25 protein-coding genes, 1 tRNA gene and 1 pseudogene are annotated in these 22383 nt (G+C 46.5%); 14 read left to right on the top strand and 13 right to left on the bottom strand.

All coding sequences use genetic code 11. The features are described from left to right. Positions 1 to 354 precede the first annotated feature (354 nt). The 3 genes from AC07KQ_RS10785 to AC07KQ_RS10775 all read right to left on the bottom strand — a co-directional run bounded on the left by AC07KQ_RS10785 (position 355) and on the right by AC07KQ_RS10775 (position 3900). Positions 355 to 849, bottom strand: coding sequence for a DUF4811 domain-containing protein (locus AC07KQ_RS10785; protein ID WP_003571266.1), 495 nt, complete (start codon positions 847 to 849; stop codon positions 355 to 357). After that, positions 846 to 2303 carry an MDR family MFS transporter gene (locus AC07KQ_RS10780; RefSeq protein ID WP_003571264.1) on the bottom strand — a complete coding sequence of 486 codons (1458 nt, stop codon included), beginning with the start codon at positions 2301 to 2303 and terminating at the stop codon, positions 846 to 848. The genes AC07KQ_RS10785 and AC07KQ_RS10780 overlap by 4 nt, the downstream gene beginning before the upstream one ends. A 205-nt stretch (positions 2304 to 2508) precedes the next feature. Further along, the gene (locus AC07KQ_RS10775) at positions 2509 to 3900 is read right to left on the bottom strand and encodes a hemolysin family protein (protein WP_003567003.1); all 1392 of its coding nucleotides are present in this window, start codon (positions 3898 to 3900) and stop codon (positions 2509 to 2511) included. A 135-nt stretch (positions 3901 to 4035) separates the two neighbouring features. On the opposite strand from AC07KQ_RS10775, the gene AC07KQ_RS10770 reads away from it, so the two are divergent. The 3 genes from AC07KQ_RS10770 (at position 4036) to AC07KQ_RS10760 (ending at position 6685) form a co-directional block, all read left to right on the top strand. Further along, positions 4036 to 4779 (top strand): TIGR02452 family protein, encoded by a 744-nt coding sequence (locus AC07KQ_RS10770; protein WP_003571262.1) that lies wholly within the window; start codon positions 4036 to 4038, stop codon positions 4777 to 4779. Between the two features lie 25 nt (positions 4780 to 4804). Further along, on the top strand, positions 4805 to 5425 hold the full coding sequence (locus tag AC07KQ_RS10765) for a type 1 glutamine amidotransferase (RefSeq protein ID WP_003571260.1): 621 nt from the start codon (positions 4805 to 4807) through the stop codon (positions 5423 to 5425). Positions 5426 to 5635: 210 nt separating this feature from the next. Further along, on the top strand, positions 5636 to 6685 hold the full coding sequence (locus tag AC07KQ_RS10760) for an RlpA-like double-psi beta-barrel domain-containing protein (protein WP_016386696.1): 1050 nt from the start codon (positions 5636 to 5638) through the stop codon (positions 6683 to 6685). Between the two features lie 97 nt (positions 6686 to 6782). Here the strand turns inward: AC07KQ_RS10760 and AC07KQ_RS10755 are convergent, their stop codons facing one another. Further along, positions 6783 to 7343, bottom strand: coding sequence for a class I SAM-dependent methyltransferase (locus tag AC07KQ_RS10755; RefSeq protein ID WP_003566993.1), 561 nt, complete (start codon positions 7341 to 7343; stop codon positions 6783 to 6785). A gap of 230 nt (positions 7344 to 7573) precedes the next feature. Between AC07KQ_RS10755 and AC07KQ_RS10750 the strand changes: the two genes are divergently transcribed. Further along, positions 7574 to 7645 (top strand) — tRNA-Asn (locus AC07KQ_RS10750). 111 nt (positions 7646 to 7756) lie between these two features. Here the strand turns inward: AC07KQ_RS10750 and AC07KQ_RS10745 are convergent. Both AC07KQ_RS10745 and AC07KQ_RS10740 read right to left on the bottom strand, forming a co-directional pair. Continuing rightward, a complete protein-coding gene (locus AC07KQ_RS10745) occupies positions 7757 to 8041 on the bottom strand; it encodes a hypothetical protein (RefSeq protein WP_274991012.1) in 285 nt (94 codons plus the stop codon). A 2-nt stretch (positions 8042 to 8043) separates the two neighbouring features. Further along, positions 8044 to 8274, bottom strand: coding sequence for a TMEM175 family protein (locus AC07KQ_RS10740; protein WP_003659495.1), 231 nt, complete (start codon positions 8272 to 8274; stop codon positions 8044 to 8046). A gap of 349 nt (positions 8275 to 8623) precedes the next feature. Here AC07KQ_RS10740 and AC07KQ_RS10735 point away from each other — a divergent pair, with 349 nt between their 5' ends. From AC07KQ_RS10735 to AC07KQ_RS10715, 5 genes and pseudogenes are all read left to right on the top strand, one after another. Continuing rightward, positions 8624 to 9277, top strand: coding sequence for an SDR family oxidoreductase (locus tag AC07KQ_RS10735; RefSeq protein ID WP_003571256.1), 654 nt, complete (start codon positions 8624 to 8626; stop codon positions 9275 to 9277). A 158-nt stretch (positions 9278 to 9435) separates the two neighbouring features. Continuing rightward, a pseudogene (locus AC07KQ_RS10730) lies at positions 9436 to 10476 on the top strand (zinc-binding dehydrogenase). A gap of 11 nt (positions 10477 to 10487) precedes the next feature. Continuing rightward, on the top strand, positions 10488 to 10961 hold the full coding sequence (locus tag AC07KQ_RS10725) for a flavodoxin (protein ID WP_003571252.1): 474 nt from the start codon (positions 10488 to 10490) through the stop codon (positions 10959 to 10961). A gap of 215 nt (positions 10962 to 11176) precedes the next feature. Beyond that, positions 11177 to 11581 carry a MerR family transcriptional regulator gene (locus AC07KQ_RS10720; protein WP_003566985.1) on the top strand — a complete coding sequence of 135 codons (405 nt, stop codon included), beginning with the start codon at positions 11177 to 11179 and terminating at the stop codon, positions 11579 to 11581. 138 nt (positions 11582 to 11719) lie between these two features. Beyond that, positions 11720 to 12256 carry a biotin transporter BioY gene (locus AC07KQ_RS10715; RefSeq protein ID WP_003571251.1) on the top strand — a complete coding sequence of 179 codons (537 nt, stop codon included), beginning with the start codon at positions 11720 to 11722 and terminating at the stop codon, positions 12254 to 12256. Between the two features lie 80 nt (positions 12257 to 12336). On the opposite strand, the gene AC07KQ_RS10710 is transcribed toward AC07KQ_RS10715, so the two are convergent. From AC07KQ_RS10710 to AC07KQ_RS10695, 4 genes are all read right to left on the bottom strand, one after another. Continuing rightward, a complete protein-coding gene (locus AC07KQ_RS10710; protein ID WP_003566980.1) occupies positions 12337 to 12702 on the bottom strand; it encodes a hypothetical protein in 366 nt (121 codons plus the stop codon). Positions 12703 to 12741: 39 nt separating this feature from the next. Beyond that, positions 12742 to 13884: a tRNA epoxyqueuosine(34) reductase QueG gene (queG, locus tag AC07KQ_RS10705; RefSeq protein WP_003571247.1), complete on the bottom strand. Its 1143-nt coding sequence runs from the start codon at positions 13882 to 13884 to the stop codon at positions 12742 to 12744. 285 nt (positions 13885 to 14169) lie between these two features. Continuing rightward, positions 14170 to 14958: a tyrosine-protein phosphatase gene (locus AC07KQ_RS10700; RefSeq protein ID WP_003571245.1), complete on the bottom strand. Its 789-nt coding sequence runs from the start codon at positions 14956 to 14958 to the stop codon at positions 14170 to 14172. Positions 14959 to 15185: 227 nt separating this feature from the next. Then, the gene (locus AC07KQ_RS10695) at positions 15186 to 15575 is read right to left on the bottom strand and encodes a helix-turn-helix domain-containing protein (protein ID WP_003566973.1); all 390 of its coding nucleotides are present in this window, start codon (positions 15573 to 15575) and stop codon (positions 15186 to 15188) included. A 309-nt stretch (positions 15576 to 15884) separates the two neighbouring features. Here AC07KQ_RS10695 and AC07KQ_RS10690 point away from each other — a divergent pair, with 309 nt between their 5' ends. From AC07KQ_RS10690 to AC07KQ_RS10680, 3 genes are all read left to right on the top strand, one after another. Further along, entirely contained in the window at positions 15885 to 16331 is a 447-nt protein-coding gene (locus AC07KQ_RS10690) for a universal stress protein (RefSeq protein WP_003566971.1), read from the top strand. A 286-nt stretch (positions 16332 to 16617) separates the two neighbouring features. Further along, the gene (locus AC07KQ_RS10685) at positions 16618 to 17232 is read left to right on the top strand and encodes a DNA-3-methyladenine glycosylase I (protein WP_003571242.1); all 615 of its coding nucleotides are present in this window, start codon (positions 16618 to 16620) and stop codon (positions 17230 to 17232) included. A 30-nt stretch (positions 17233 to 17262) separates the two neighbouring features. After that, positions 17263 to 18183, top strand: a complete 921-nt coding sequence (locus AC07KQ_RS10680) for a DMT family transporter (RefSeq protein ID WP_003566966.1) — start codon at positions 17263 to 17265, stop codon at positions 18181 to 18183. A gap of 103 nt (positions 18184 to 18286) precedes the next feature. Here AC07KQ_RS10680 and AC07KQ_RS10675 read toward each other — a convergent pair whose 3' ends face one another. Continuing rightward, complete coding sequence (locus AC07KQ_RS10675) at positions 18287 to 18457, bottom strand: hypothetical protein (protein WP_003566964.1); 171 nt, start codon at positions 18455 to 18457, stop codon at positions 18287 to 18289. A 125-nt stretch (positions 18458 to 18582) separates the two neighbouring features. On the opposite strand from AC07KQ_RS10675, the gene AC07KQ_RS10670 reads away from it, so the two are divergent. Further along, a complete protein-coding gene (locus AC07KQ_RS10670) occupies positions 18583 to 19071 on the top strand; it encodes a hypothetical protein (protein WP_003566962.1) in 489 nt (162 codons plus the stop codon). Here AC07KQ_RS10670 and AC07KQ_RS10665 read toward each other — a convergent pair whose 3' ends face one another. Both AC07KQ_RS10665 and add read right to left on the bottom strand, forming a co-directional pair. Then, positions 19072 to 19314, bottom strand: coding sequence for a hypothetical protein (locus tag AC07KQ_RS10665; RefSeq protein ID WP_003566960.1), 243 nt, complete (start codon positions 19312 to 19314; stop codon positions 19072 to 19074). 218 nt (positions 19315 to 19532) lie between these two features. Next, positions 19533 to 20552 (bottom strand): adenosine deaminase, encoded by a 1020-nt coding sequence (gene add / locus AC07KQ_RS10660; RefSeq protein ID WP_003571237.1) that lies wholly within the window; start codon positions 20550 to 20552, stop codon positions 19533 to 19535. 398 nt (positions 20553 to 20950) lie between these two features. Here add and AC07KQ_RS10655 point away from each other — a divergent pair, with 398 nt between their 5' ends. Further along, complete coding sequence (locus AC07KQ_RS10655; protein WP_274991004.1) at positions 20951 to 22255, top strand: pyrimidine-nucleoside phosphorylase; 1305 nt, start codon at positions 20951 to 20953, stop codon at positions 22253 to 22255. Positions 22256 to 22383 lie beyond the last annotated feature (128 nt).

Below are 22383 nucleotides of genomic sequence, written 5' to 3'. Positions count from 1 at the left end.
ATAGAAAGCGCAGGGTGGGCTTTAAAGATTTCAGTGCCAAAGCGTAGCAATCGTAGGCCAGATGGGGCTCAGCCGTGCAAACAGCACAGCGACGGGCTTTGGCGCTGATGTTGTTAGGCGACTTCGAGACCGGTCTTTGGGCTCGAAGCGCCGTCTCCGCTCTAGCTTCGCGTCGCCACCCCAGCTGGCCGGAGATTGCGGAGTTTGGCACGGTAAGAAACTTTTTGCCAGACCCATTACTCAGATCAATTGAGATCTAACAAATCATAAGTGTATGGCTCAGCTTCAAATTTTTGTGCTGGCGAGTGCGTGATGACGGAACGTGAATCGGTTTCTGCGAGTGCAAGATGGCGTTTACTGATCAACAATCTGCCAATTTGCTGGCAGTGTGAAGGTGTAAATTTTGCCAATTGCTTTACCTTGTTCGCCTGATCCAGCAAACAAAATAGCGGTCAGCGCATTGCTATAAGTCAGCTTCTGAGTTGTCACTGCAACTTGCGGAATGGTGCCATGTTCGATGCGAGTTGAGACCGTGGTACTAGGTGTAGCGGTATGAACGGTTGCATCGGAAATGATAAGGTAACGATAGCTGAAATGCTTTTTTGCTGTGCCAATGGGCCGCCGCGAAATTTGCAACTGGTCGTCCATCGGTGCTAATGGCTGCAGTTCAGTGGTTTCGTCAATGTTGAAGCCAACGTGATAAAGGTCATTCACGCTTAACAATAGGATGGGGGCCAAGACAAGTCCCGCGCTTACCCAGATCGTTAATTGACGGCGCCGACTTGGTTGCATTAACACAACAGCCCAGAAAAAGGCAAGCGCACCGACGATCAATAACAAGATAATCATGAGGCGTCCCTCCGATCAATGACGTCTGTTTTCAAAAATAAGCTGAGAACGAGACCAAGCGCTGCCATGACTAGTGAGACGGCAAAAGCCGCGCGATAACCGGCAATGACTGCATTGTTCATAGCGTTGGTGTAATGGATCGGGTCAAGCAGTCGACCACTAGCGGCTGGCGTTGCATCTTTAGTGACTACTGATAATACTGACACCAGTATTGCGGTGCCAATTGAGGCGGCGACTTGCCGAACCGTGTTATTGACCGCCGTCCCGTGATTGATCAGGTGTGTTGGCAAGGCGTTCATACCAGCAGTGGTGACCGGCATCGTGACCATGGTAATGCCGAACATGCGCACTGTGTAAATGGTCGTAATATAGATAATCGGCGTGTTAGCAGTTAGGGTGACCAGCGGCAGCGATCCGGCAACTAGCAAGAACAGACCGGCAACAGCCAGCCGCTTGGCCCCAATTTTGTCGAAAATCCGGCCGGTAATTGGACTCATAATCCCCATCATGATGGCTCCGGGAAAAAGGATCATCCCAGAGTGAAAGGCAGATTCACCACGGATCGTTTGGATGTACATTGGCAAGACCATTTCTACACCAACCATCGACATAAACGCCACCGCTGTTAAAATGACGCTCAATGTATACGTGCGTGATTTGAAAACGCGCAGTTCTAGCAGAGGCGTTTCGAGGCGTAACTGGCGCACGCAGAATAAGGCAACGAAAATAATGCCGATGGCTAAGCTAATCAGTACTTGGAAATCGGTCCAACCAGCATCACCAACTGTGGAGAAGCCATAAAGCAAGCCGCCAAAACCCAAAGTCGAAGCAATAATGGAAGGAATATCAATTTTTGGATTCGAGGTCGGCAAAACTTTTCGCATGCTATAGATGGCCAGCAGCACGACCCCAGCAGCAATTGGCATAATAACGGCAAATAAAGCCCGCCAAGTATGATTAAGCAGAATCCAACCAGAAAGCGTCGGGCCGATGGCAGGAGCTAGGCCAATAACAATCCCAGCTAGGCCCATGGCACTACCACGTTTGCCAGGTGGGAAAATCGTGAACATGACTGTTTGGAAAGTCGGCATTGACATACCAACGCCAATCGCCTGCGTGAGCCGACCAGCCAGCAGAACTTGAAAATCTGGTGCTAACCAACAAATCAAGGAACCAAGGAAAAAGATTGTCATAGCTGTTAAGTAGAGATACTTAACATTGAATTTATCCAGCAGCCATGCGGAAACCGGGATCATAATACCCATAATCAGCATGAAGCCAGTGGTCAGCCATTGGACTGCACTCGCGCTGATGTGAAAATCCGCCATCAGCGTCGGGTAAGCCGTGGTCAAAATCGTTTGCGTCAAGAATGTTGTAAAAGTACCGATCAACAAGGTAATCACAAGCAGCAAGCGATTATATGGATGACCATTAACGTCTGTTGTTGTCAACAATATCGTGTCCTTTCTTAAAATCGTTATAATCCAGTCTAGCACGTCCTCAACGGCTTTGGGTAAATAATGAAATCGTTGCTGTCATTAGGGTTTAGTTTATCGGCTGGTAGGTGCGCCTAGCGGTATTGCACAAAAATAGATTACGATAAAAAAACGTGATCCCCTCAACGAGTACCACGTTTTTGAAAGTTTAGCTTGATCCTGATTAATGCTTGTTATCGTCGTTTTTAGCTTCTTTAACCTCTTCAGCAACCGTTTGTTTAACTGGTTTTGGATCTTGTGTGACATCAAACCAGTTAGCAAAGCCGCGGGAAAAATCTGCAACGGTGAAGTTGAAATGATCAATCTTGACCTTATCGTGCAGTTTCAAATCGGGATGATCTTCCATGATAAAGCCAGCAATGGTGATGATTTCTGAATCAGTGAAGGCTTTAATATTGGTGTGGAAGTAACGTTCAAAATCCCACAAGGTTGTTTTGCCACTGACTCGGAAGACCTTTGGATCATCCGTTTGCCGAATGTATTCATCAGAGACATCATCAATTTCATCCTTGACGGTACCAAATAGTTCTTCGTAAATATCCTTGTCGGTGACAATCCCACTAGTACCACCATATTCGTCAACGACCACAACAATTGGCGTCTGTTTCTTGATCATTTGTGCCAGAATACTATGAATCGGTGTTACTTCAGGCACATTAATGATGGAACGTAACAGCTTAGAGACTTTCACAGACGGGTCGACTTGACCTTGCTTGACCAAGTCATAGATGTAAACATACCCGAGAATCTTATCCTTATCGCCATTCGCAACAACCGGGAATCGGCTGTAACCTTGCGTTAAGTAATCCCGCAAAGCTTCTTTGACGGTGGTGGTGATATCAATGACAAACAAGCTGGTTCGATCCACCATGATGTCTTTGGCGGTCTTGTCATTCAGTTCAAATGCCCGCTGCATGTAGATAACATCATTTTGTTCCATGTCACCAGTTGTGACGGCATTTTTACTCAGACTCAGAATCTCAGCTTGCGAAAAGGCTTCGTTGCCTTCGTCTGCGGGCTTCATCCCCATCATTTTGACAATCCCGGTGGCACTGACATTCAGCAGCCAAACAAAAGGATAGAACAAAATATGGAAATAATGTAGCGGTGTTACAACCAGCATTAAGGTTTTGATCGGATAATCAATCGAGATGTTCTTTGGAACAATTTCGGTTAACACGACTTCTAAATAGGTTAAAATAATCACGCCTAAAATCGCGCCAACCGCGTGCAGACTACCATTAGGCAAGCTCAGGTGGGTCAAGCCAAAAAGATCAACCAACAAAAACTCAACGGTTGTTTCCCCGATCCAACCAAGGATAATGCCAGCCAGCGAAACACCAACCTGTGTCGTTGAGAGATACTCGTTTAGATTATGCACCATTCGTAAAGCCCGCTCGACTTTAGCTTTACGGCCAGTACCATTATCAATCATTTCTTCCAAGGCACTTGGACGACTTTGCACCAGAGCAAATTCACACGCGACAAAAAATGCCGCGAATAAAAAGGTGACGAGCATCACCAATAAATTGGGGACGATTTGGCCACTTTCCATGTATTCCATTCCTCATTTCATGTATCGTACAAAGTTAATTTTAACATTGAATGACAAAGATGACCGATAATTCCATCACTTTGCTTCTATGTTATGCTTGGGTCAATCGAAAATATTTAATTGAAGGTGGCAGGAATGGAACAAGTCAAGATGTACCAAGAGACAATGGCAGCATTTAAGGCACGACCAGAAATGCCCAAAACACAGGTCATTAGCGAACCATTGCCGCAAACGCCAGCGAAAGGGACAGAACCGCCGCAAATTGCCTTGCGTAATGTTGATGTTTTCCAATTGATGAGTGAACTGACGGGCAAAATCGGCGTCATGAATTTTGCAAGTCCGGTCGATCCAGGCGGCGGGGTTGCAGTTGGCGCACGTGCGCAGGAAGAAGCCATTGCCAAGGGGACTTATTTGGTTCCAGCCCTTGAGCAGCACATGGCAGATTATTATGAGCTTAATCGTCGCAAGCCAAATCGCGGGCTTTTTAGTCAGAAGTTGATCTATGCAGAACATGTTCGCCAGCTTTTCGATGATCAAGGGCGGCGATTAACAGACAAATATGTCGACATTGTCACCGTCGCAGCACCTAATCGCCGAATTGATGCAACGCTAGATGATGCCACTGCCATGAACGATATCGCGTTTAAAATTCTGCAGACGCTTCGGGCGTTTAAGGCGCATGATGTCGATCAGGTCATTTTAGGCGCGTTTGGAACCGGCGTATTTGGCAATCCAGTTGCACCAGTCGCCAAGTTGTTTCGAAAAGCGTTATTATTGCCCGAATTTGAAGGGGCGTTTAAGCGGGTTTACTTTGCGATTTATGATCCCGCAATGACCACAATCAAGCCATTTGCAGCAGCGTTGAAAGGCCAAGATTAAGCGGCCACGAAAGGAGCACGACAGCATGAAGCTGACAGTCATGCAGCATACTGATACAGAGGATCTTGGCACGATTAAAGACTGGGCCGCAGACAAGCAAGTTAACATGGTCACTTACCGCCCTGATCAAGGGGATCCAATTGCACAACTGAACCCAGCAGAGATGGATGGGTTGATTTTGCTAGGTGGACCCATGAGCGTCAATGATGACTTTGATTGGCTCGCCGTAGAACGAATTTTGATCCGCAGCCTCAATAAATTGGGCCGCCCGGTGTTGGGGATTTGTCTAGGTGCCCAGCAGATTACCAAAGCATTTGGTGCCAATGTTTATCGAATGCCGCAACCAGAAGAAGGCATCGGCACCGTGCGCGGTACCGATGGCACGTTACTCAATGTTTTCCACTGGCATGGGGAAGCGATGAGCCGCTTACCAGGAAGTACATTACTTTACGAAAATGAGCATGCGGTGCAAGGCTTCGCTTATCATGACCATATCGTTGGCTTCCAGTTCCATCTGGAAGTGACCCCAGACATGATTGCTGAAATTGGTGCGGCAGCAGGCAAACCGCAAGGCCCCGTCAATCCGGGGATACTGGATCACGGACATCAGGTTTTGGCGGCAACATTGGATCGACTCTTCCTATAGAAGTGAAACGGCATCTGTTTGACAGAGATGCCGTTTTAGTTTGGTTTAACAAAAAGACAGTGTCAGTTTGTTAAGGATGTCATCTAATGTAATCTTTTGTCATAGAACTTAACCCAATCGCAACACACAGAATACATGTTCGTAACACTGGATAGCTATACTAAGTCTCAGTTAGTTAAATCACCACACAAACCCAGGAGGAATACGAACATGAAAAAGCTTTTAAGTACAGTATTATTCTCAGCAGTTGCACTGTCTGCCGTGGCATTGTCCAAGCCAAGTCACGTCAGCGCTGATACGAAGAATACTGAAACCGCGACCGTCAGTGCACCAGCTAGCGACAAAACCGAAGCTGATGTTACCTACAACGGTGGTGCTACGACTGTTTGGACCTCACCGACAGCGGGTCAACAAGTTAAGCGTTATGTGACAACTGGTGAACACGTTAAATTTGTGAATAGTAAAAAAGTCTTCGCAGAAATTTGGTATGAAACTGAAGACCACGGCTGGATTCCAGAACGCTATCTGAGTATTAATACTTTGCAGCAGTTGGCACCATTGACGAAAAAGGCTGATGCGGCTGCCGCACCGACTCAGACAACGTCACCAGCCGAACAAGCTGCTCAGGCCGCAACTGCGTCAGCTAATGCGCAAGCAGCATCAAGCGCTGCTGCTCAGAGTGCCGCTGCGTCCGCAGCAGCGCAAAGCGCCGCTGAAAGTGCTGCCGCGCAAAGTGCTGCCGCTGAATCAGCTGCGTCAGTTCAAGCTGCTGCTGAATCGGCCGCTAACCAGCAAGCACAACAACAGGCTGCTGAACAGGCGCAACAAGCTCAGCAAGCACAACAGCAACAAGTTCAACAGCAACAAGTTCAACAGCAACAGGCTCAGCAGGCAGCTGCGCAACAAAAGCAGCAACAACAAGTACAACAGCAGGCGGTTAGCCAGCCAGTTGCTCAGACAACTCAGACGACACAACCAACCCAAAGTGCAACTAACAAAGGCACCTTCAAGATCAGCTTCTATGATCCGGCTGTTCTAGGTAGCAACATGGGCTACAGTGGCGTTGCTGCTAACTTGAGCGTCTTCCCTAAAGGCACCGTATTACGCATCACCATGTCCAATGGTCAAACATTGACTCGGACAGTTAATGATACTGGTAGTTTTGCTGCAGGCAATCCTAATCAGTTAGATGTTGCAATGCCGAGTGGCCAGATTCCTGCAGCAGGGATTCTGTCTGCAACCGTTGAAGTACTTCAGTAATTAAATGAATGCATCAAAAAAGTCGGAGCAAGTGCTTCGGCTTTTTTTGTGCTCATTTTAATTGTAGTGGTCAATGACCGTTGCTCACCTTGAGATGTCAGTGCGAAACCCGCGAGCTAAGCAACAGATATAATTGTTCCGTTTGGGTGAGCCGCTTATCCGTCACTTGGTACCAACGATTGATCACAAGTTGTGAGCTGATCAGTTCATCAACTGCGAGATCATCGCCAATGGGCTGCTTTGATGGTGCAACAGCGGCGATAAGTTGGCCTTTAGGACTAAGCAGCGCACTTAAAACATGAGTCATGGCACGTAGCTCCTCTGGTGATTGATCAAATGAGCCGACGATGAGATCATATGGTCCAGTTAACAGTTTTAGCCATTTATCCGGCATGATGCGATAACGTAAGCGATCGGAGCTGGCAACAGCGCGGGCATCTTGAATGGCAACCGCATCGGTGTCAATACCGAGAACCGCGGTGGCACCGCCGTTGAGGGCATGACGACAAAACCAACCATCGCCGCAATGAATGACGAGAACACGGCGATCAGCAACTGAAGGTATTTTTTTGGCAAGTGCTTGCCATATTGGTTGATCGTTGCCGGATTCAGACGGCAAATCAGGCAGATCTTGCATATTCGGGTAAGGAGCATCCATAGGTTCACGACCTTTCACCTTTATTATAGATGAAACTGCTTGTCAGCGTGCGGCCATTTCACGGGCACTATGCAGGTTCATCGAGCGATAACCAAAGACTGTCAGCGTTTTTGTGGTCATACTGCGCACGTCAAAACTATTTTTAAATTTTTAAAGGGAAATGGCAAAAAAGAAAGACGAAAAATATTGCATTTTTCTAAGAAACATGAGAATATACTATACATACTCATTGCCCAGTAGTTCAGTGGTAGAATGCTTGACTGTTAATCAAAGGGTCGCTGGTTCGAATCCAGCCTGGGCAGTCGAAAGCTGTGAACGAAATTTCGTTCACAGCTATTTTTTTGCAAATTTTCATAAAATGCCATGTTGTTTCATGCTGATTTTGGAAAGAAAATCAATAGAAGGCTGGCCAATCAGATTGACAGCACCATTGCGGCTGGGAAAATGGTCATAGAAATAAGGAGACCGACTAGCTTGAACAATAAATCAAGGGCGACGATTACGGTACGTGTGCCATACAACAGGCCAAAGTTAGCCTCTGGATTGAGTTTGCGTAAATTGAGCGACAACAACACATTCATTAGCGAAATAATGATGATGATTGATCCATACAAAACCTGCGCTGTTGCATTGTTGAAGTGCTCCGCAACTAGGCTGGTGGTATATGGAAACAGTGACGAGAAAAATAGCAGCAGCAAGGTTAGACCAACTGTTTGTCTATCAATTTTTTGACGAGGTGCCAGTTATTGTGATGTGATGCCCACATTAGACCGATCCAGAAGAAAGATAGGGCGTAAGCAAAAAAGTTTGCCCTTAATGCCCATAAGCCGGACCAGTTCATAGTTTCAGGTTTTTTCAATTCCAATACTAGAATTGTCATAATGATGGCCAAAACTGCATCTTCAAAAGCCACCGGCCGTTCTTTTCCCATAAGTATGCCGCCACTTCATGACTGAATTTGCTATTCATTATACGCGTTCTGTTTTTAGGACCAGAGCGGGGTTTGTTTGCCGACAAAAGAAAAGATGACGATTGTGGTTGCGTTGGAGTGCACACAAAGGTTTAATATAGCCTTTGTTCGTAAGAAGTAAGGTTTAGATAACGCAACTTGTCCACGATCATGGCATCTTTATTGATTCAGCCATAAACGAATTAGATACAGATAACGTTTTTCTTGACTGGGGTGATCCCCCCTATAGCTGATTCAGCAGTGATGACTGCGATATCAGTTTACGGGGAAAACTCAAGCAAGCGATGCACATCTACATGGAGGCGATGTTTTGATAAAGAATATTTTGATAATGGCTGCAAACGGCCAGATTTCACGACTGATTGAAAATCAAATTCTCAACGATGATCAATTCGCCAATGTACATTTAACCTTGTTCTTACGCCATCAATCACGCTTGGCGCAGTTGGCGAAAAATCCGCGGGTCACACTGGTTGAGGGCAGTCTTGATCGGTTGGATGATGTCAAAAAAGCAATGGTTGACCAGGATCTTGTATTTGTCGGCGTGGTTGATCATAGCAAAGGCAGCCAACAAACCCAAAATGTCATTGCGGGGATGAAGGCTGGTCACGTGCAGCGGGTGATTTATACGAATGTTCTCGGGATCTATGACGAAGTTCCAGGCACCTTTGGCAAGTGGAACAAGGCGACTATCGGCAATGGGTTACCATCAGCTCTGAAGTCGGATCAACTTCTTGAACAGTCGGGTCTCGACTACACAACCTTACGCCTACCTTGGCTAAATGATCGTGACGTTAAGTATCAACTGACGCATAGAGATGAAACTTATGTCGGAGTTTCGGGCTCACGCAAGAGTGTGGCCGACGTGGTGCTTAAGATCATTGCGGATCCTGATTATTTGAAAAACGACAGTGTCGGGATTGCCGATCCTGATACGGCCGGATCAGATCGACCGGTTTATTAACTGGGGAAAAGCGCTCACGATAACGCGCTCGCCAGCGCAGCAATCTGCGTGTAAGGACCTTGGTTGTAATGGTCAAAGTGCGACCATCGCGCCCAAGGTCACTTACACGCCGGTTGGTAATCGTGCTGGCTCGTGCTCACATTTAGGAGGTATTTCAAATGAAAGCAGCTGTTTTTTTAGGACCAGGTAAAGTCGAAACACAAGATGTACCAAAACCGCAGCTTCAAAAGCCAACTGATGCAATCATCAAGATTGTTCGAGCCAGTGTGTGCGGATCAGACTTATGGTGGTTCCGCGGCATCTCACATCGAGACGCTAATAGTCTTGTTGGTCATGAGGCGATTGGCATTGTGGAAGAAGTTGGTGCTGAAGTTCATGATATTCATGTCGGTGATTTTGTCATTGCGCCGTTTACACATGGTTGCGGTCACTGTGCGGCTTGTCTTGCCGGTTTTGATGGTGATTGCATGAATCAGGAAGCAGGCGGCAATGGTGGCTATCAGGGGCAGTATTTACGTTTCACGAATGCAAACTGGGCCTTGGTTAAAATTCCGGGTCAGCCGAGCGATTATTCAGATGAGATGTTGAATTCATTTGTCACACTGGCTGATGTCATGGCGACAGGTTATCATGCTGCTGCAAGCGCCGAGGTTAAACAAGGCGATACAGTTGTTGTCATGGGCGACGGGGCAGTTGGCCTTTGCGGCGTCATTGCTGCCAAGTTACGCGGTGCTAAGCGCATCATTGCGATGAGTCGGCATGAAGACCGGCAAAAAATGGCGATTGCTTTTGGCGCAACTGATATTGTACCCGAACGTGGGGATGAAGCGGTTCAGAAAGTCTTAGCAATGACGAACGGCGCAGGTGCTGATGCTGTGCTTGAATGTGTTGGCACTGAATAGTCAGTCGATACTGCCACTAAAGTAGGTCGTCCAGGCGCAGTTGTGGGTCGTGTCGGCGTACCTCAAAAGCCAGAGATGAACACGAATAATCTGTTCTGGCGAAATATTGGTCTGCGTGGGGGGATCGCTTCGGTCACGACAGATGACAAACAATTGCTACTCAAAGCCGTCTTGAATGGCGAGATTCACCCAGGCAAAGTCTTCACGCAACGCTTTGATCTTGAACATATTCAAGACGCTTATGATGCGATGGATCAGCGGAAGGCCATTAAGTCACTAATCGTGGTTGAAGGTTAAAGGAGACTGTCATGGCAAGTAAAGTACTGATTGTGTATTATTCATGGTCAGGGCATACTGCTACATTGGCGAAATATTTACAACAGGCGACAGATGCAGACCTGTTAGCTCTACGTGTTCCTGAGCAAACTTTTTCGTCAGATATGTATGACACCTCTGGTCGGGCAAAACACCAAGTAGCGTCCGGAAATTTACCGCATCTGACAACGGTTATTCCTGATCTGACCGGTTATGAAACGATCTTGGTTGGTGGTCCGGTTTGGTCGGCAGCGCCATCAACACCAGTTTTGAGTTTTCTAAAACAGGAGCAAGGCAGTCGAGCTGTATTCAGGCCTTTTTATACCGATGCTTGCACACCCGGCGCCTATGAACAGGCGTTTAAACAGGCAGCTGGGCAACTGCAAGTCAAACAAGGATTTGGTATGGCGGGTGACAATGTCGCCCAAAAGAAGGCCGAAATCTCTGCATGGCTGACAACGTTGTAGAAACGTCTTGGTGTGCTAAAAATTTTGAGATGCTTGGACAAAGGTTTATCAGGTATTGATTGGAGCTCATGGTGAGTCACATCATGCAAAGGATCATTTGACTATCTGAGTCAGAAATCCGTTGTGATCGGTATTAGACCACTGAACTTAGTTTGCGGGTGAATGCCAGATAATCATGTCGTTGATCTGCTGAGACTGTTGAAGGAGCGATAAGCGTGACAATTGATGAAGTTAGTAAAAAGTTTAATCTGACAAAGGATACATTACGTTACTGGGAAAGAATTGGGTTATTGCCTGAAATTCAACGGAATCAGAGTGGTTATCGTGACTACGATGAACATGCGGTCAACTGGGTTTATTACATCATGGTTCTCCGTAAGGCTGGGATGTCGATTGAATCGCTTTCCGAGTTTGTTAAGCTTTTACGGGAAGGCGATCAAACAATTGCAGCCCGAAAGTCTTTGTTTATTGAACAACGCGATGCTTTGATTGAACGGCGCGATAATATTAACAAGACCCTTCGCTACCTAGACTATAAAATTGATCATTTTGAAGATCACATGCTGGGCTACGAAAACGAGAAACTGGCCTATGAAGGTAAATTGACCGAAGAAAAGTAAAAATCGGGTATTTTAGCCACAAAAAGGCGATTTTTCGGCAAAAGAACACAAAAGAGACATGCCCTGAACGATTTTTGGTACTGCATGGCGTCACGATATGGTATCCTAAGTGAAACATAAGATGGGAATGGTGACTTCATGCAAACAAAAACTTTGACACGGATGGGACTATTGTTGGCAGTTTTGATTGGCTTGGCCTTTGCGCCACCGATCACTGTTGGCTTTCTTGGTGTGCCGATTGTCTTGCAGAACATGGGTGTTATGTTGGTTGCAATGTTGTTACCAACGCGGCCAGCAACGATCACAATTGGTATGTTATTGGCATTGGCAGCATTAGGCTTGCCAGTATTGACAGGCGGTCGAGGCGGTATTGCTATTTTCTTAGGACCGACTGCTGGTTTCATGTACGGCTGGTTGTTGACACCGATAGCATATGCGGCCATAACGCACTATCTGAAACCTGATTTTTGGTTAACCAAAGTACTGGGGATGACATTTGGTGGGGTCCTTTTGACGGAATTTCTGGGTGCCGCGTGGTTAGCTGCGACTACCAGTTTGGGCTTTGTCCCAGCGCTTGCGAGTGTCTTGATTTATATTCCTGGTGACTTGCTCAAGATGGCGCTCAGTGTGTTGGTTGTTCAACAATTGACAGCTGTGATCCCGGCCTTGCGCTAGATAGCAGATTCCTGCTTAAATTGAAAGTACAAAAAACCGCTGTCGGGGAAAACTTCCCGAACAACGGTTTTTATTTTTTCTTAATCAACGAATAAAAGTTCAAACGTATGATTTTTTGTATTCAGATTGACGCTGACGTGACGATTGAGATCACTGACAAGGTTGCGAGCAAATGCCATTTTTTCTTCAAAATCCTTTAACTTAGCAGTGTAAGGGATTGAGTTGAAATCAAAATTTTCGCCGATGAAGGCGGCATCCGTGACATACTTCAGATTATTCTGATCGTGCCGGCTACCGGGTTTTAAGACCGCATCCAAGTAGTGGTAAAGTTCCGATGGTGAGTAGTGCAACGGTTTGGTTAGATCGGTGGTAATGGTGAAGTCAGGTGTATCATCGGCCATTTCTTCATTGACCTGCACCTGAGTGAGTCCTTGATATAGTTTCAATATAGGCACCTCGTATTCTTAAGAGTCATTATAACATGCTCAATGTTGGGTTAGGTGATCAAGTGCATCCTGAAAGGCGACTTGCGCTTCTGGCGTCGTTTCTTTTGCCAAGGCCGTTTTAAGAAAAGTCTCGATTTCAGGATTAGACGATGACTGTAATTTACCAACGGCCCAAGCTGCAGTTGCTCGAATCATTGGTCGCGGATCATGCTCAATGACCTCGAGCAAGTGAGGAATGGCGCTGCGGTCATGCAGGTTGACCAGTGCGATAATGGCATTACGTTGCAGTGGTTTTTTGCCGCGCCAAGCACCAGCCAGTTTGCCAAAGCGCGTTTTAAAGTCCTTGTTGGTCAGCGTTAACATTGGAATCAGTTCCGGTAATACCGTTTCCGGGTCGGGTTCCATTTCTGGATGGATATGAAAATCCTTGCCTTTATTAAACGGACAAACCTGCTGGCAGATATCGCAGCCGTATAGGACGTTGCGAATCATGGGCCGAAATTCTGGATCCATGTAGCCTTTAGTCTGGGTTTGATAGGAAAGACAGCGTTGGCCATTCATGCGACCGTCACCAAGCAAGGCTTTTGGCGGGCAAAAATCAATACAGCGAGTACAATCACCGCACTGTGAGGTCATCGGTTCGTCAGGGGCAAACTTAATATTGGTAATGATCTCACCGAGGTACACATACGAACCAAATTCAGGGGTGATGAGTAGACCGTTTTTGCCGATAAAGCCGACGCCGGCGCGTTGCGCAACGACAACATCGATTAATTCACCTGTATCGACCATGGGTTTGAAACGCAAGTTAGGATCATTTTCTGCCGTTCGTTTAATAAACTTGATAAGTGACGCCATTTTTCGATCAAGCACAGTGTGATAATCAATGCCCCAGCTGGCCCGCGCAAATCGGCCACGTTTGGGTCCTGTTCGCGGCGGTCGTTCATGGATTTTAGCCGGATACGCTAACGCAATTGCGATTATACTTTGTGGCTGGTCAAAAATTTTATCAGGATATAGGCGTTCATCGATATTTTGATGTTCAAAGCCAGTCGTGTGACCGGCCGCTTTTTGTGCGAGCAAGCTAGGTTTAAGCGCGGCAAAATTATCAGCGGTCGTAAAGCCGATTTTGTCGATTCCCAACTCTTTAGCATGAGCTTTAATCATCATTTTTAAATCCATCCCGGTCACCTCTTAACGTCATTGATGTCATTATTCTAGCCAAGTTAGAGTAGGAACGCAAAGATGCCGATTAAATTTAGCTATTTTTTGTTGTTATCAGTATCGTTAAGAACGCAGAAAGTGATCACGCATAATTAAAAAAGAAACCGGGACTGAAACATCGCCTGTCAAAGAACACCGCGCTTGCGGGACTCAACAGAGGTGTTTTCCCAGTTTCTTAATAGATGTGCTCAAAGATATTGTCTGATTGAGCCATCAACTGTTGTAACTCATTCGCGTAGCTTTTTACTGTAGATAAAGTTCGCGGAGATCCCGTTTTTCAGCGGGGGTCAGCTTTAATTCATCTTGCAAATAGTCGCGCATGCTACCATATTCAGCATCGATCGTGGCTAAGGCGCTGTCAAGAAAGGCACCCGAAACCGTGCCGAGATCTTGAATGTTGGCAAGAAGAGCATCAGTTGCGCCATGCTTACGAGCAGCTGCCAAATTCTTTTCGACCATCGGCTGAATGAGATCGTTTGTCGCGAGGTAGTCTTGGCGAATGGTATGACCATCAACACCGAGGGCTGAAAGTAGATATACCGCGCCCATCCCGGTTCGATCTTTACCGGCTGTGCAATGGAAAAGAACAGCACCATTTTCGTCATCGTTACTTAAGAGGATGTCGAAGAATTGACGATAAGCCTTTTGTGCAGAAGGCATTTTGACGATGTCGGCGTAGGTTTTAACCATGTTTTCAAAACCTGCGTGCGGATCACGTGAGAAGCTCTTTTGCAAGGCATCCGCCTGTTCACTACTCTTGGTTTCGTCTGTTGGGAAAACCGGCACAAAATGGTAGGTCGCGTGTTCTGGGTATCGATCGGGTTCAGCTGCTTGTTCTTCGGGTGAGCGAAAGTCGACATCGGCGATGAGCCCGTAATCGGAAAGGTATTGCAAATCCTGGTCAGATAACTCGCTCAACTTAGCAGAGCGAATGACTTTCTTAGGTTTGACTAATTGTCCGGATTTTGTCTTATAGCCGCCGAGGTCGCGAAAGTTAAGTCCATTTTTAATGTCAAGAACATTGGGTTCCAAATTTAATTCCTCCATCGTGAAAACGTTTGACTCCAGTATACGCGAAAGTTGTTGGTACCGGCAATGCATCCTTAAGTTTTCCAGCTAGTTGGGCATTAGGCTGTGCTTTTATGAGTGAGCGAGAATGCATTGCTTTCAAGGGTTATACGTGTATAAGGCATGTCGACTGAGCGTATCAGAAGGGACAAAAAAAGCCGTCAAATAACGGCTTTTTTTGAAGAATAACTTTACTCAGGCTGAGCGATAATTAATCCGGCAATGAAAGCCGCTACCAGCGACTTGGTGCCCGCCGCAAGCGGAACACCATTGTATGTCAGAACTGAGTTGTTGCCTAACAAGTCCTCAACACGGATTGATGGACCATCACCGACCGGTTGTTCGTTTTCTTGCTTCTGAGCATATTTATCCGGATAAGCCACACTCAATAATTCGAGCGGATCTGTATTATAGTATTCCGCAAGTTTGCGAATACTCCGTTCACTCGGAATTGTTTGATCGTTTTCCCACTTAGTAAAACTAGCTGGGGAAGTATGGGTTGCTTTTGCAACTTCGACGATTGATTCGCCGCGACCCTTTCGGATCTGTCGCAGCACGCTGCCAACACCATTTGTAATCATATTTCCACCACATTTCTTTCAATTTTTTTTGGCGCCGAATCCTTAAATTCAAGAATGCAAGCTCACTAACTTTAATATAGCATTAATGCGTATTAAATCAATCATAAACCCACGGAAATAAAACATATTTTAATAAATAATAACCGGGTTCGATCAGATTCAGTACGCGCATCAGTAAAGCCTGCCGTTGAGTCTTATTTTACAGGGTCTTGGGATAGATTACTATGTTAAGTGTTCAAATTTATTTCTTGTATTCGTTTCCTCGGCGTTCTATGCTTAAGTTAATCAGAAAGTAAGGATGTGAGCGGAATGGATCAAGAATATGATCGCTTGCTCGTACCGGTGGATGGCTCGAAGGAAGCAGAATTAGCTTTTAACAAGGCCATTAAGGTTGCACTGGCCAACCGAGCCCACTTGGATGTTTTGAATGTGCTTGATACCAAACAGTTTATTGGCAGTTACGGCGGCATGATTTCCGGCGATGCGGTTTATCAGTTGACGCAAGATGCACAGGAATACTTAGATAATTTGAAAGATCAAGCCAAAAGTGCAGGTCTGGATGATCTTGATATTCACATTCGGTTTGGCAATCCCAAGACGGTAATTGCAACTGATTTTCCGCACGACCATCACAATGATCTCATTGTGATCGGTGCAACTGGCTTGAACGCTGTAGAACGCGTCCTTGTCGGATCTGTCACGGAATATGTCAACCGCACGGCACCTTGCGATGTCCTGATCGTTAAAACTAAATAGGTAAGTGATTGTTTGTGAGCCGATGACAAAACTTGTTATCGGTTTTTTTGTTAAGCGCGAACAGGAGCGGCTAGAAAACAGAGTGTAAGTGGCCAGTTCGGTTCAAGGCCCTTATATGTAGGCATCTGTGGCTGCGAACGCGTTAAAATGAATGCAATCCTGTCCAGCGTTGCACAGGTGAACGCATGATCTTGCCTTGCAAGCATCTTCACTGGCAATCCCTGCCAGCGCGGCGTAATGTATCCGTAAAAGAGAAGCCTATGCAAGTCTATGGAGGTGCTGGACAATGGTAAAATCAAATGATCACGCTGAAGAAGCCAAGACAGAAGCAGCATTGCAGCGGTATCAGGAACGTAAGCGTTATACGGATTGGGTTGCCAAAATGTCACCAGCTATGCGCGCGTACCACGATCATGAATGGGGCGTGCCGGTTCATGATGATCAAAAGTTATTTGAGTTGTTATCCCTTGAGATTTTCCAAGCTGGGTTGAATTGGGAACTAGTCATTGGCAAGCGCGCTCCTTTTAACGATGCTTTTCATAATTTTGCGATTAAACAAGTAGCTGCTATGGATGAAGAAGACGTCGAGCAGTTATTGCAGCGGCAAGACATCATTCGCAATCGTAAGAAACTTGAGGCAACAATTACCAATGCCAGAGCTGTGTTAAAAATTCAGGCAAAGTATGGCAGCCTTGATCACTATTTATGGCATTTTGTGAACGGCAAGCCGTTGGTCAATCGACCTAAGTCGCGTGCGGAAATTCCGACCAAAAGTGCCTTATCGGTCAAAATCGCCAAGGATTTGAAAAATAACGGCTTTGCGTTCGTAGGGCCGGTAATCGTGTATAATTATTTGCAAGGCGCCGGATTAATTGATGATCATGTTGTGATGCAGGACTGATCCGAATCGGCCCAAGAGGGAGCAAGACTGGTGAAGCGCGTCCGACTGTGGGGAATTTTTCTAGCAATTTTAGGGTCAAGCTTTTGGGGAATCTCTGGCCCAATTAGCGAGGCCTTATTTGATCAAGGCATTAAAGTTTCATGGCTGATTAGTTCGAAGATGATTATCGCCGGAATTGTTTTGATGCTCGTGGCTTTTTGGAAAGAGCGTAAAGCGATTCTAGCACCTTGGCGGAATACTCGTGATGCCTTGCAGCTAATTCTATTTATTCTGTTTGGCATGATCGGGATGCAGTATATTTACTTTAAGGCAGTTGCAGTAGCCAATGCTGCAACTGCCACGATTTTGCAATATTTGTCACCGGTGGTTGTGTTGATATTTTTAGCGCTGCGTTTGCGCGAAAAGCCGCGACGAATTGATATTGTGACGATTTGCTTTGCCATGATGGGGACGGCTTTGGTTGTTACCAAAGGGCATTTTACTCATCTGGCCATTTCGCCGAATGCTTTTTTCTGGGGTATCATGGCAGCATTGGCGGCAGCGGCGTATACCTTATTGCCTGCAGGCTTGTTGCACCGCCACTCGCCGATTGTCGTCACGGCATGGGCGCAACTGATTGGTGGTTTGTTGATTGACGTATTTGATCCTTTTTGGAAGGAAATACCGCATTTAGATCACGCAGGTTGGGCTGGTTACTGGTTCATTGTGATTTTTGGCACCATCATTGCTTATTCGGTTTACCTTGCGAGCTTGCAGTTCATTTCTCCGACGGCAGCCACGTTGCTAGACGCCTTTGAGCCGTTGGGTGCAACGGTTGTTTCAGTCGTTTTCTTACACATGCATATGGGATTTGCGGAAATCTTGGGTGGCGTTATTATTATTTTGACAGTCGCCATGATGGCAATGGCGACGCCGCATGGACCGAAGCTGGAAGATCGCTCCCCGGACTGAGCGATCATGCCGCATCTGGCGCCATCAAAAAAGGATGGTGTATTGATACACACCATCCTAGCCAATTAGTAACCGTTCATCAGTGGCTGTTGCAGCAACCGAATCAGCTCGCATTCTTGGCCATGAGGTTCGGGATCACTTGCTGATGTTGATTTCGGCGCAGTGCAAGGATATAGCCGTTTTTAATGCGTAATCGATAGGTCACAAACAGTGACAGCTTGATAGGTCGGCCTAAATAATCGATAATTGGATATGGCTCGCGATTGCTCAGCATCATCCTCATCTCCCACTACTATTATATAACAGTATGTGTAACAAATTTATGACAATCCCGCTTCGCCAGACTTGAAGTCCATGCTATACTGGCGTAAGAATTAGCAACGAATATGGAGGCACAACATGGATCAATTTAGTATCAGTAATTTAGCAGACTGGCTTGAGGCGCATAATGATGACCTGATGGCCAAGAAAACCCAGCTTGACCCCAACAAAGTATACGCAATTGTGGATTATTTGAAGGTGCTCAAGAAGCCAGCTGAGAAATACTTGCATATGAAGCAGGCCGATTATTATACAACTGAATCTGATCACAAGTTAAACTTGCCAGATGACAATGCGCCATTGACCGCCACCCATGACCGTATCATGGTCAACCATGTGGATGGCTCGATCAAAAATGATCAGTTGAATTTTACATACAATCATGAACCCGTTTTTGACGGTGGGTATACCCCGCAGCGTGACTTGAATATTGTTAAGTACGGGCTTGAAGTGATTGGCGCAGTCGCAACCAGCGGCCATATTGAGACAGTCAGTGCGGCACTTTCACCAGATGCTGTGTTGACCTTGGTGCTTGCTGCGACGGCCTTTTCAAGTTATCAAGCTTAGTTAGGGCATTTCTGGTGTCGCCAGCCAGTCATGGTCGGTTAACTCATGGTACTTCTTTGAAACGGGTACCCATAAACGAGCTTTCAGGATAGCGCTGATGCTCTGCCAAAAGGCGGGGTCATCGCGCTGTTTTTGATTGGTTGTAATTGTGATCGGGACGCCGGTTTCAGTAATGGCGTTAATATATGGGTAAGCAATTTGTTGTAATTGGGTTGCGATGACATCGGTTTGATTAATCAACATATGCATCATCCTTCTTTCGTTTGTTGATAAAACCAGCATAACAAGGGGCTGTGGCGTTGGCGGGATGAATGTGCGGTGAATTTGGGCTTTATTCGTGACGAAGTTGTGGCGCTTTCATTAAGCAATGATTAAGCGCCTGATCAGCAAGGCCTTGGTTAACTGCATTAAAAAAGACAAGCAATAGTCGTGATCATGGCTTGTCTTTTAATTGGGGAAAATTAACAATAAGTTGCGTAATCTTGATGTAACCGATCGCGTAATGATTTCTTATCGGCATCAGGAATGAAAGCTGCATCAATGGCGTTTAAATTGAATGCTAAAAAGTCAGCTGCTGTTGTACCAAAAGCTTGCTGATAACGCTGATATTCCTGGGTTAACGTGGTATTCGAGACTGTTCGATTATCAGTGTTAATGGTGATTTTGGCACCAGCTTTTTTAAGCGCCTGATACGGAAACTCAGCGAGTGTACGAGCGGCTTTCGTTTGGAGGTTGCTCGTGAGGCAAAGTTCAACTGTGGTGCCAGTTTCAACAATTTTCTCAATGAGTGCCGGTTGATCAAAACAAGCGGTGGCATGGCCAATCCGCGGAATGCCGAGTCGTACCGCTTCAGCAATGTTTTGCGGGCAATGACATTCGCCGGCATGAAACGTAAGCGGCACGCCAAGGGATTGAGCAGTTTTAATGGCCGGCGCGCACACGTTCGTTGGAAAATCAGCCTCGTTGCCGGCAAAGTCACCGCCGACGAGTGTTGAACCAAGTAGCGGGGCGGTGGTTTTAAACATTGTTTGGTTATCGGTGTTGGGCAACTGTCGCATGCCACAGACTAAGGCCTTCGCCATGATGTCATATGTTGCCATGCCTTGGTGCAAGCCTTCGATGACGGCTTGCGTTGCTTCGACCAGCGATAATCCGCCTGCTAGGGAAAATACGGGCGCGAAGCGAATTTCGATATAGCGGACGTTTTCTTCAGCCGCTTGTTCAACGACATCGTAGGCCGCGAGTTGCAAGGCCTTTTTGGTTTGCAGCAAGGGGGCCACGAAGTCGAAGGCTTTGAGATAATCACCTAAATTCTCGGAATCTGCTGGTGCCTGAACCAGTCGCCGCAGTTCGTCGTCAGTCGCCGGTAATTTTCGGTCGATCATTTTCGCGAGCTGACGAATGCAACTTAACGACAATGAGCCGTCCAAATGACAATGTAGTTCGGTTTTGCTTAGTTGATGTAATGTTTGAAAGTCCATCAAGTTTTCCTCCTAAACAAGTTCGCAGGCAATAAAGAGTGGTCGGCATGACCGAGGGGTGATTGGTTCGCGTCTTTTTAAACGCGTTCACTGGCGCAGAAACCTGCACATAAGGACCTCAAGCCTAAATAGCCAAAGCCCAGCTATTTAGGCTTGAGGCCACTTATGCTTCGGTTTCTAAACGCGCCAGTTCACGCTCTTTTAAATGCGTTCACCAGCCCAGAAACCTGCGTGTAAGGACCCTGAACGCAATGACCCAAACCCGGTCATCACGTTCAGGCCCGCTTACACTCCGATTTCTGACCGGGCTGGTTCACGCTCTGATTGTTTAGAGTTTAACATAGGCGGCGCGTGACGCGGTACAATGGAATGAATAACTGGGAAAAGGGTGATGAGAGATGCGCATGGTCGATTTAATCACGAAAAAACGTGATCACAAAGCTTTAACCAATGAAGAGCTCACTTGGATGATTGAACAGTATACGGCAAAAGCAATTCCGGATTATCAGATGAGTGCTTTTCTGATGGCGGTTTATTTTAATGGTATGACGCCAGAGGAACGCAGCCATTTTGCTTTTGCAATGCTGCATTCCGGTGACGTACTTGATTTGAGCGATATTCCGGGTATTAAAGTCGATAAACACAGTACTGGCGGTGTCGGTGACAAAATTAGTATTCCGTTGGCGCCGCTGGTTGCGTGTCTAGGTGTGCCGGTGCCGATGATTTCCGGACGCGGTCTTGGGCACACGGGCGGTACATTGGACAAACTTGAGAGCATTCCTGGCTTCAATGTTGCGGAAAGCGAAACCCAATTCAAGCAGCAAGTACAGCAAATCAATGAAGCCATTATCAGTGCGAGCGGCGAGGTTGCGCCAGCAGATCGACTGATTTACGCTTTGCGCGATGTCACAGGTACGGTTGAATCGATTCCGTTGATTGCGGGGTCGATCATGAGTAAAAAGTTAGCCAGTGGTACGAATGCCTTGGTCTTTGATGTAAAAGTCGGCAATGGCGCATTTATGAAGACCACCGAAGATGCGCGGGCGTTGGCCAAAGCCTTGGTGGGTATCAGCAAAACCGCTGGGGTTAAAAGTGTGGCTTTGTTGACAGACATGAGCCAGCCGCTGGGCATTACGATTGGTAATAGTCTAGAAATTGCGGAATCTATTGCCATTCTTAAAAATCGCGGTCCGAAAGACGTCCATGATCTCACCGTGGCGTTGGCAGCACAGATGCTGGTGCTTGGCGGCAAGGCGGCAAGTCTGGAGATTGCCAGCGGCTTAGCCGAAGATGCGCTGCGTGACGGGCGTGCGTTGAATGCCTTCAAGCAATTGATCACAGCACAAGGCGGGGATGCTTCAGTAGTGGATGATCCACGCAAACTGCCACAAGCTAAGTATCGAATTGCTGTGAAAGCTGCCGAATCTGGCATTGTTGACCAAATTGACACAAATGCTCTCGGTTTGGCAGCGATGCAACTTGGTGGCGGTCGAGCGAAAAAAGATGATATTTTAGACTTGGCAGTAGGGCTTGTCCTGCATAAAAAACTGGGGACACCTGTGACCAAAGGCGATACGTTGGTTACGCTGCATGCCGACACCGAAAACGTTGACGCTATCAGCAACATGGTCAGAAGCGCTTATCATATTGGCGATAAAGTGCCGAAAAAAACGCCGCTGATTCAAGAAGTGATTCGCCCCTAAATACGTTTTCATTCTTCCATCGTTTTCAAAGATGTTTTCAAAATGGTTTTAGCTAATATTTGTTTGGTGGCCGAAACGCCGTCAATTAAGCATACAGCTGCATATCATAACAGTTTTGATTTGATGTT

The sequence above is a fragment of the Lacticaseibacillus sp. YLM2-1 genome, from assembly GCF_056583465.1.
Note: the sequence above shows the minus strand (reverse complement) of the source record. Positions and strands in the feature narration are given on the sequence as shown.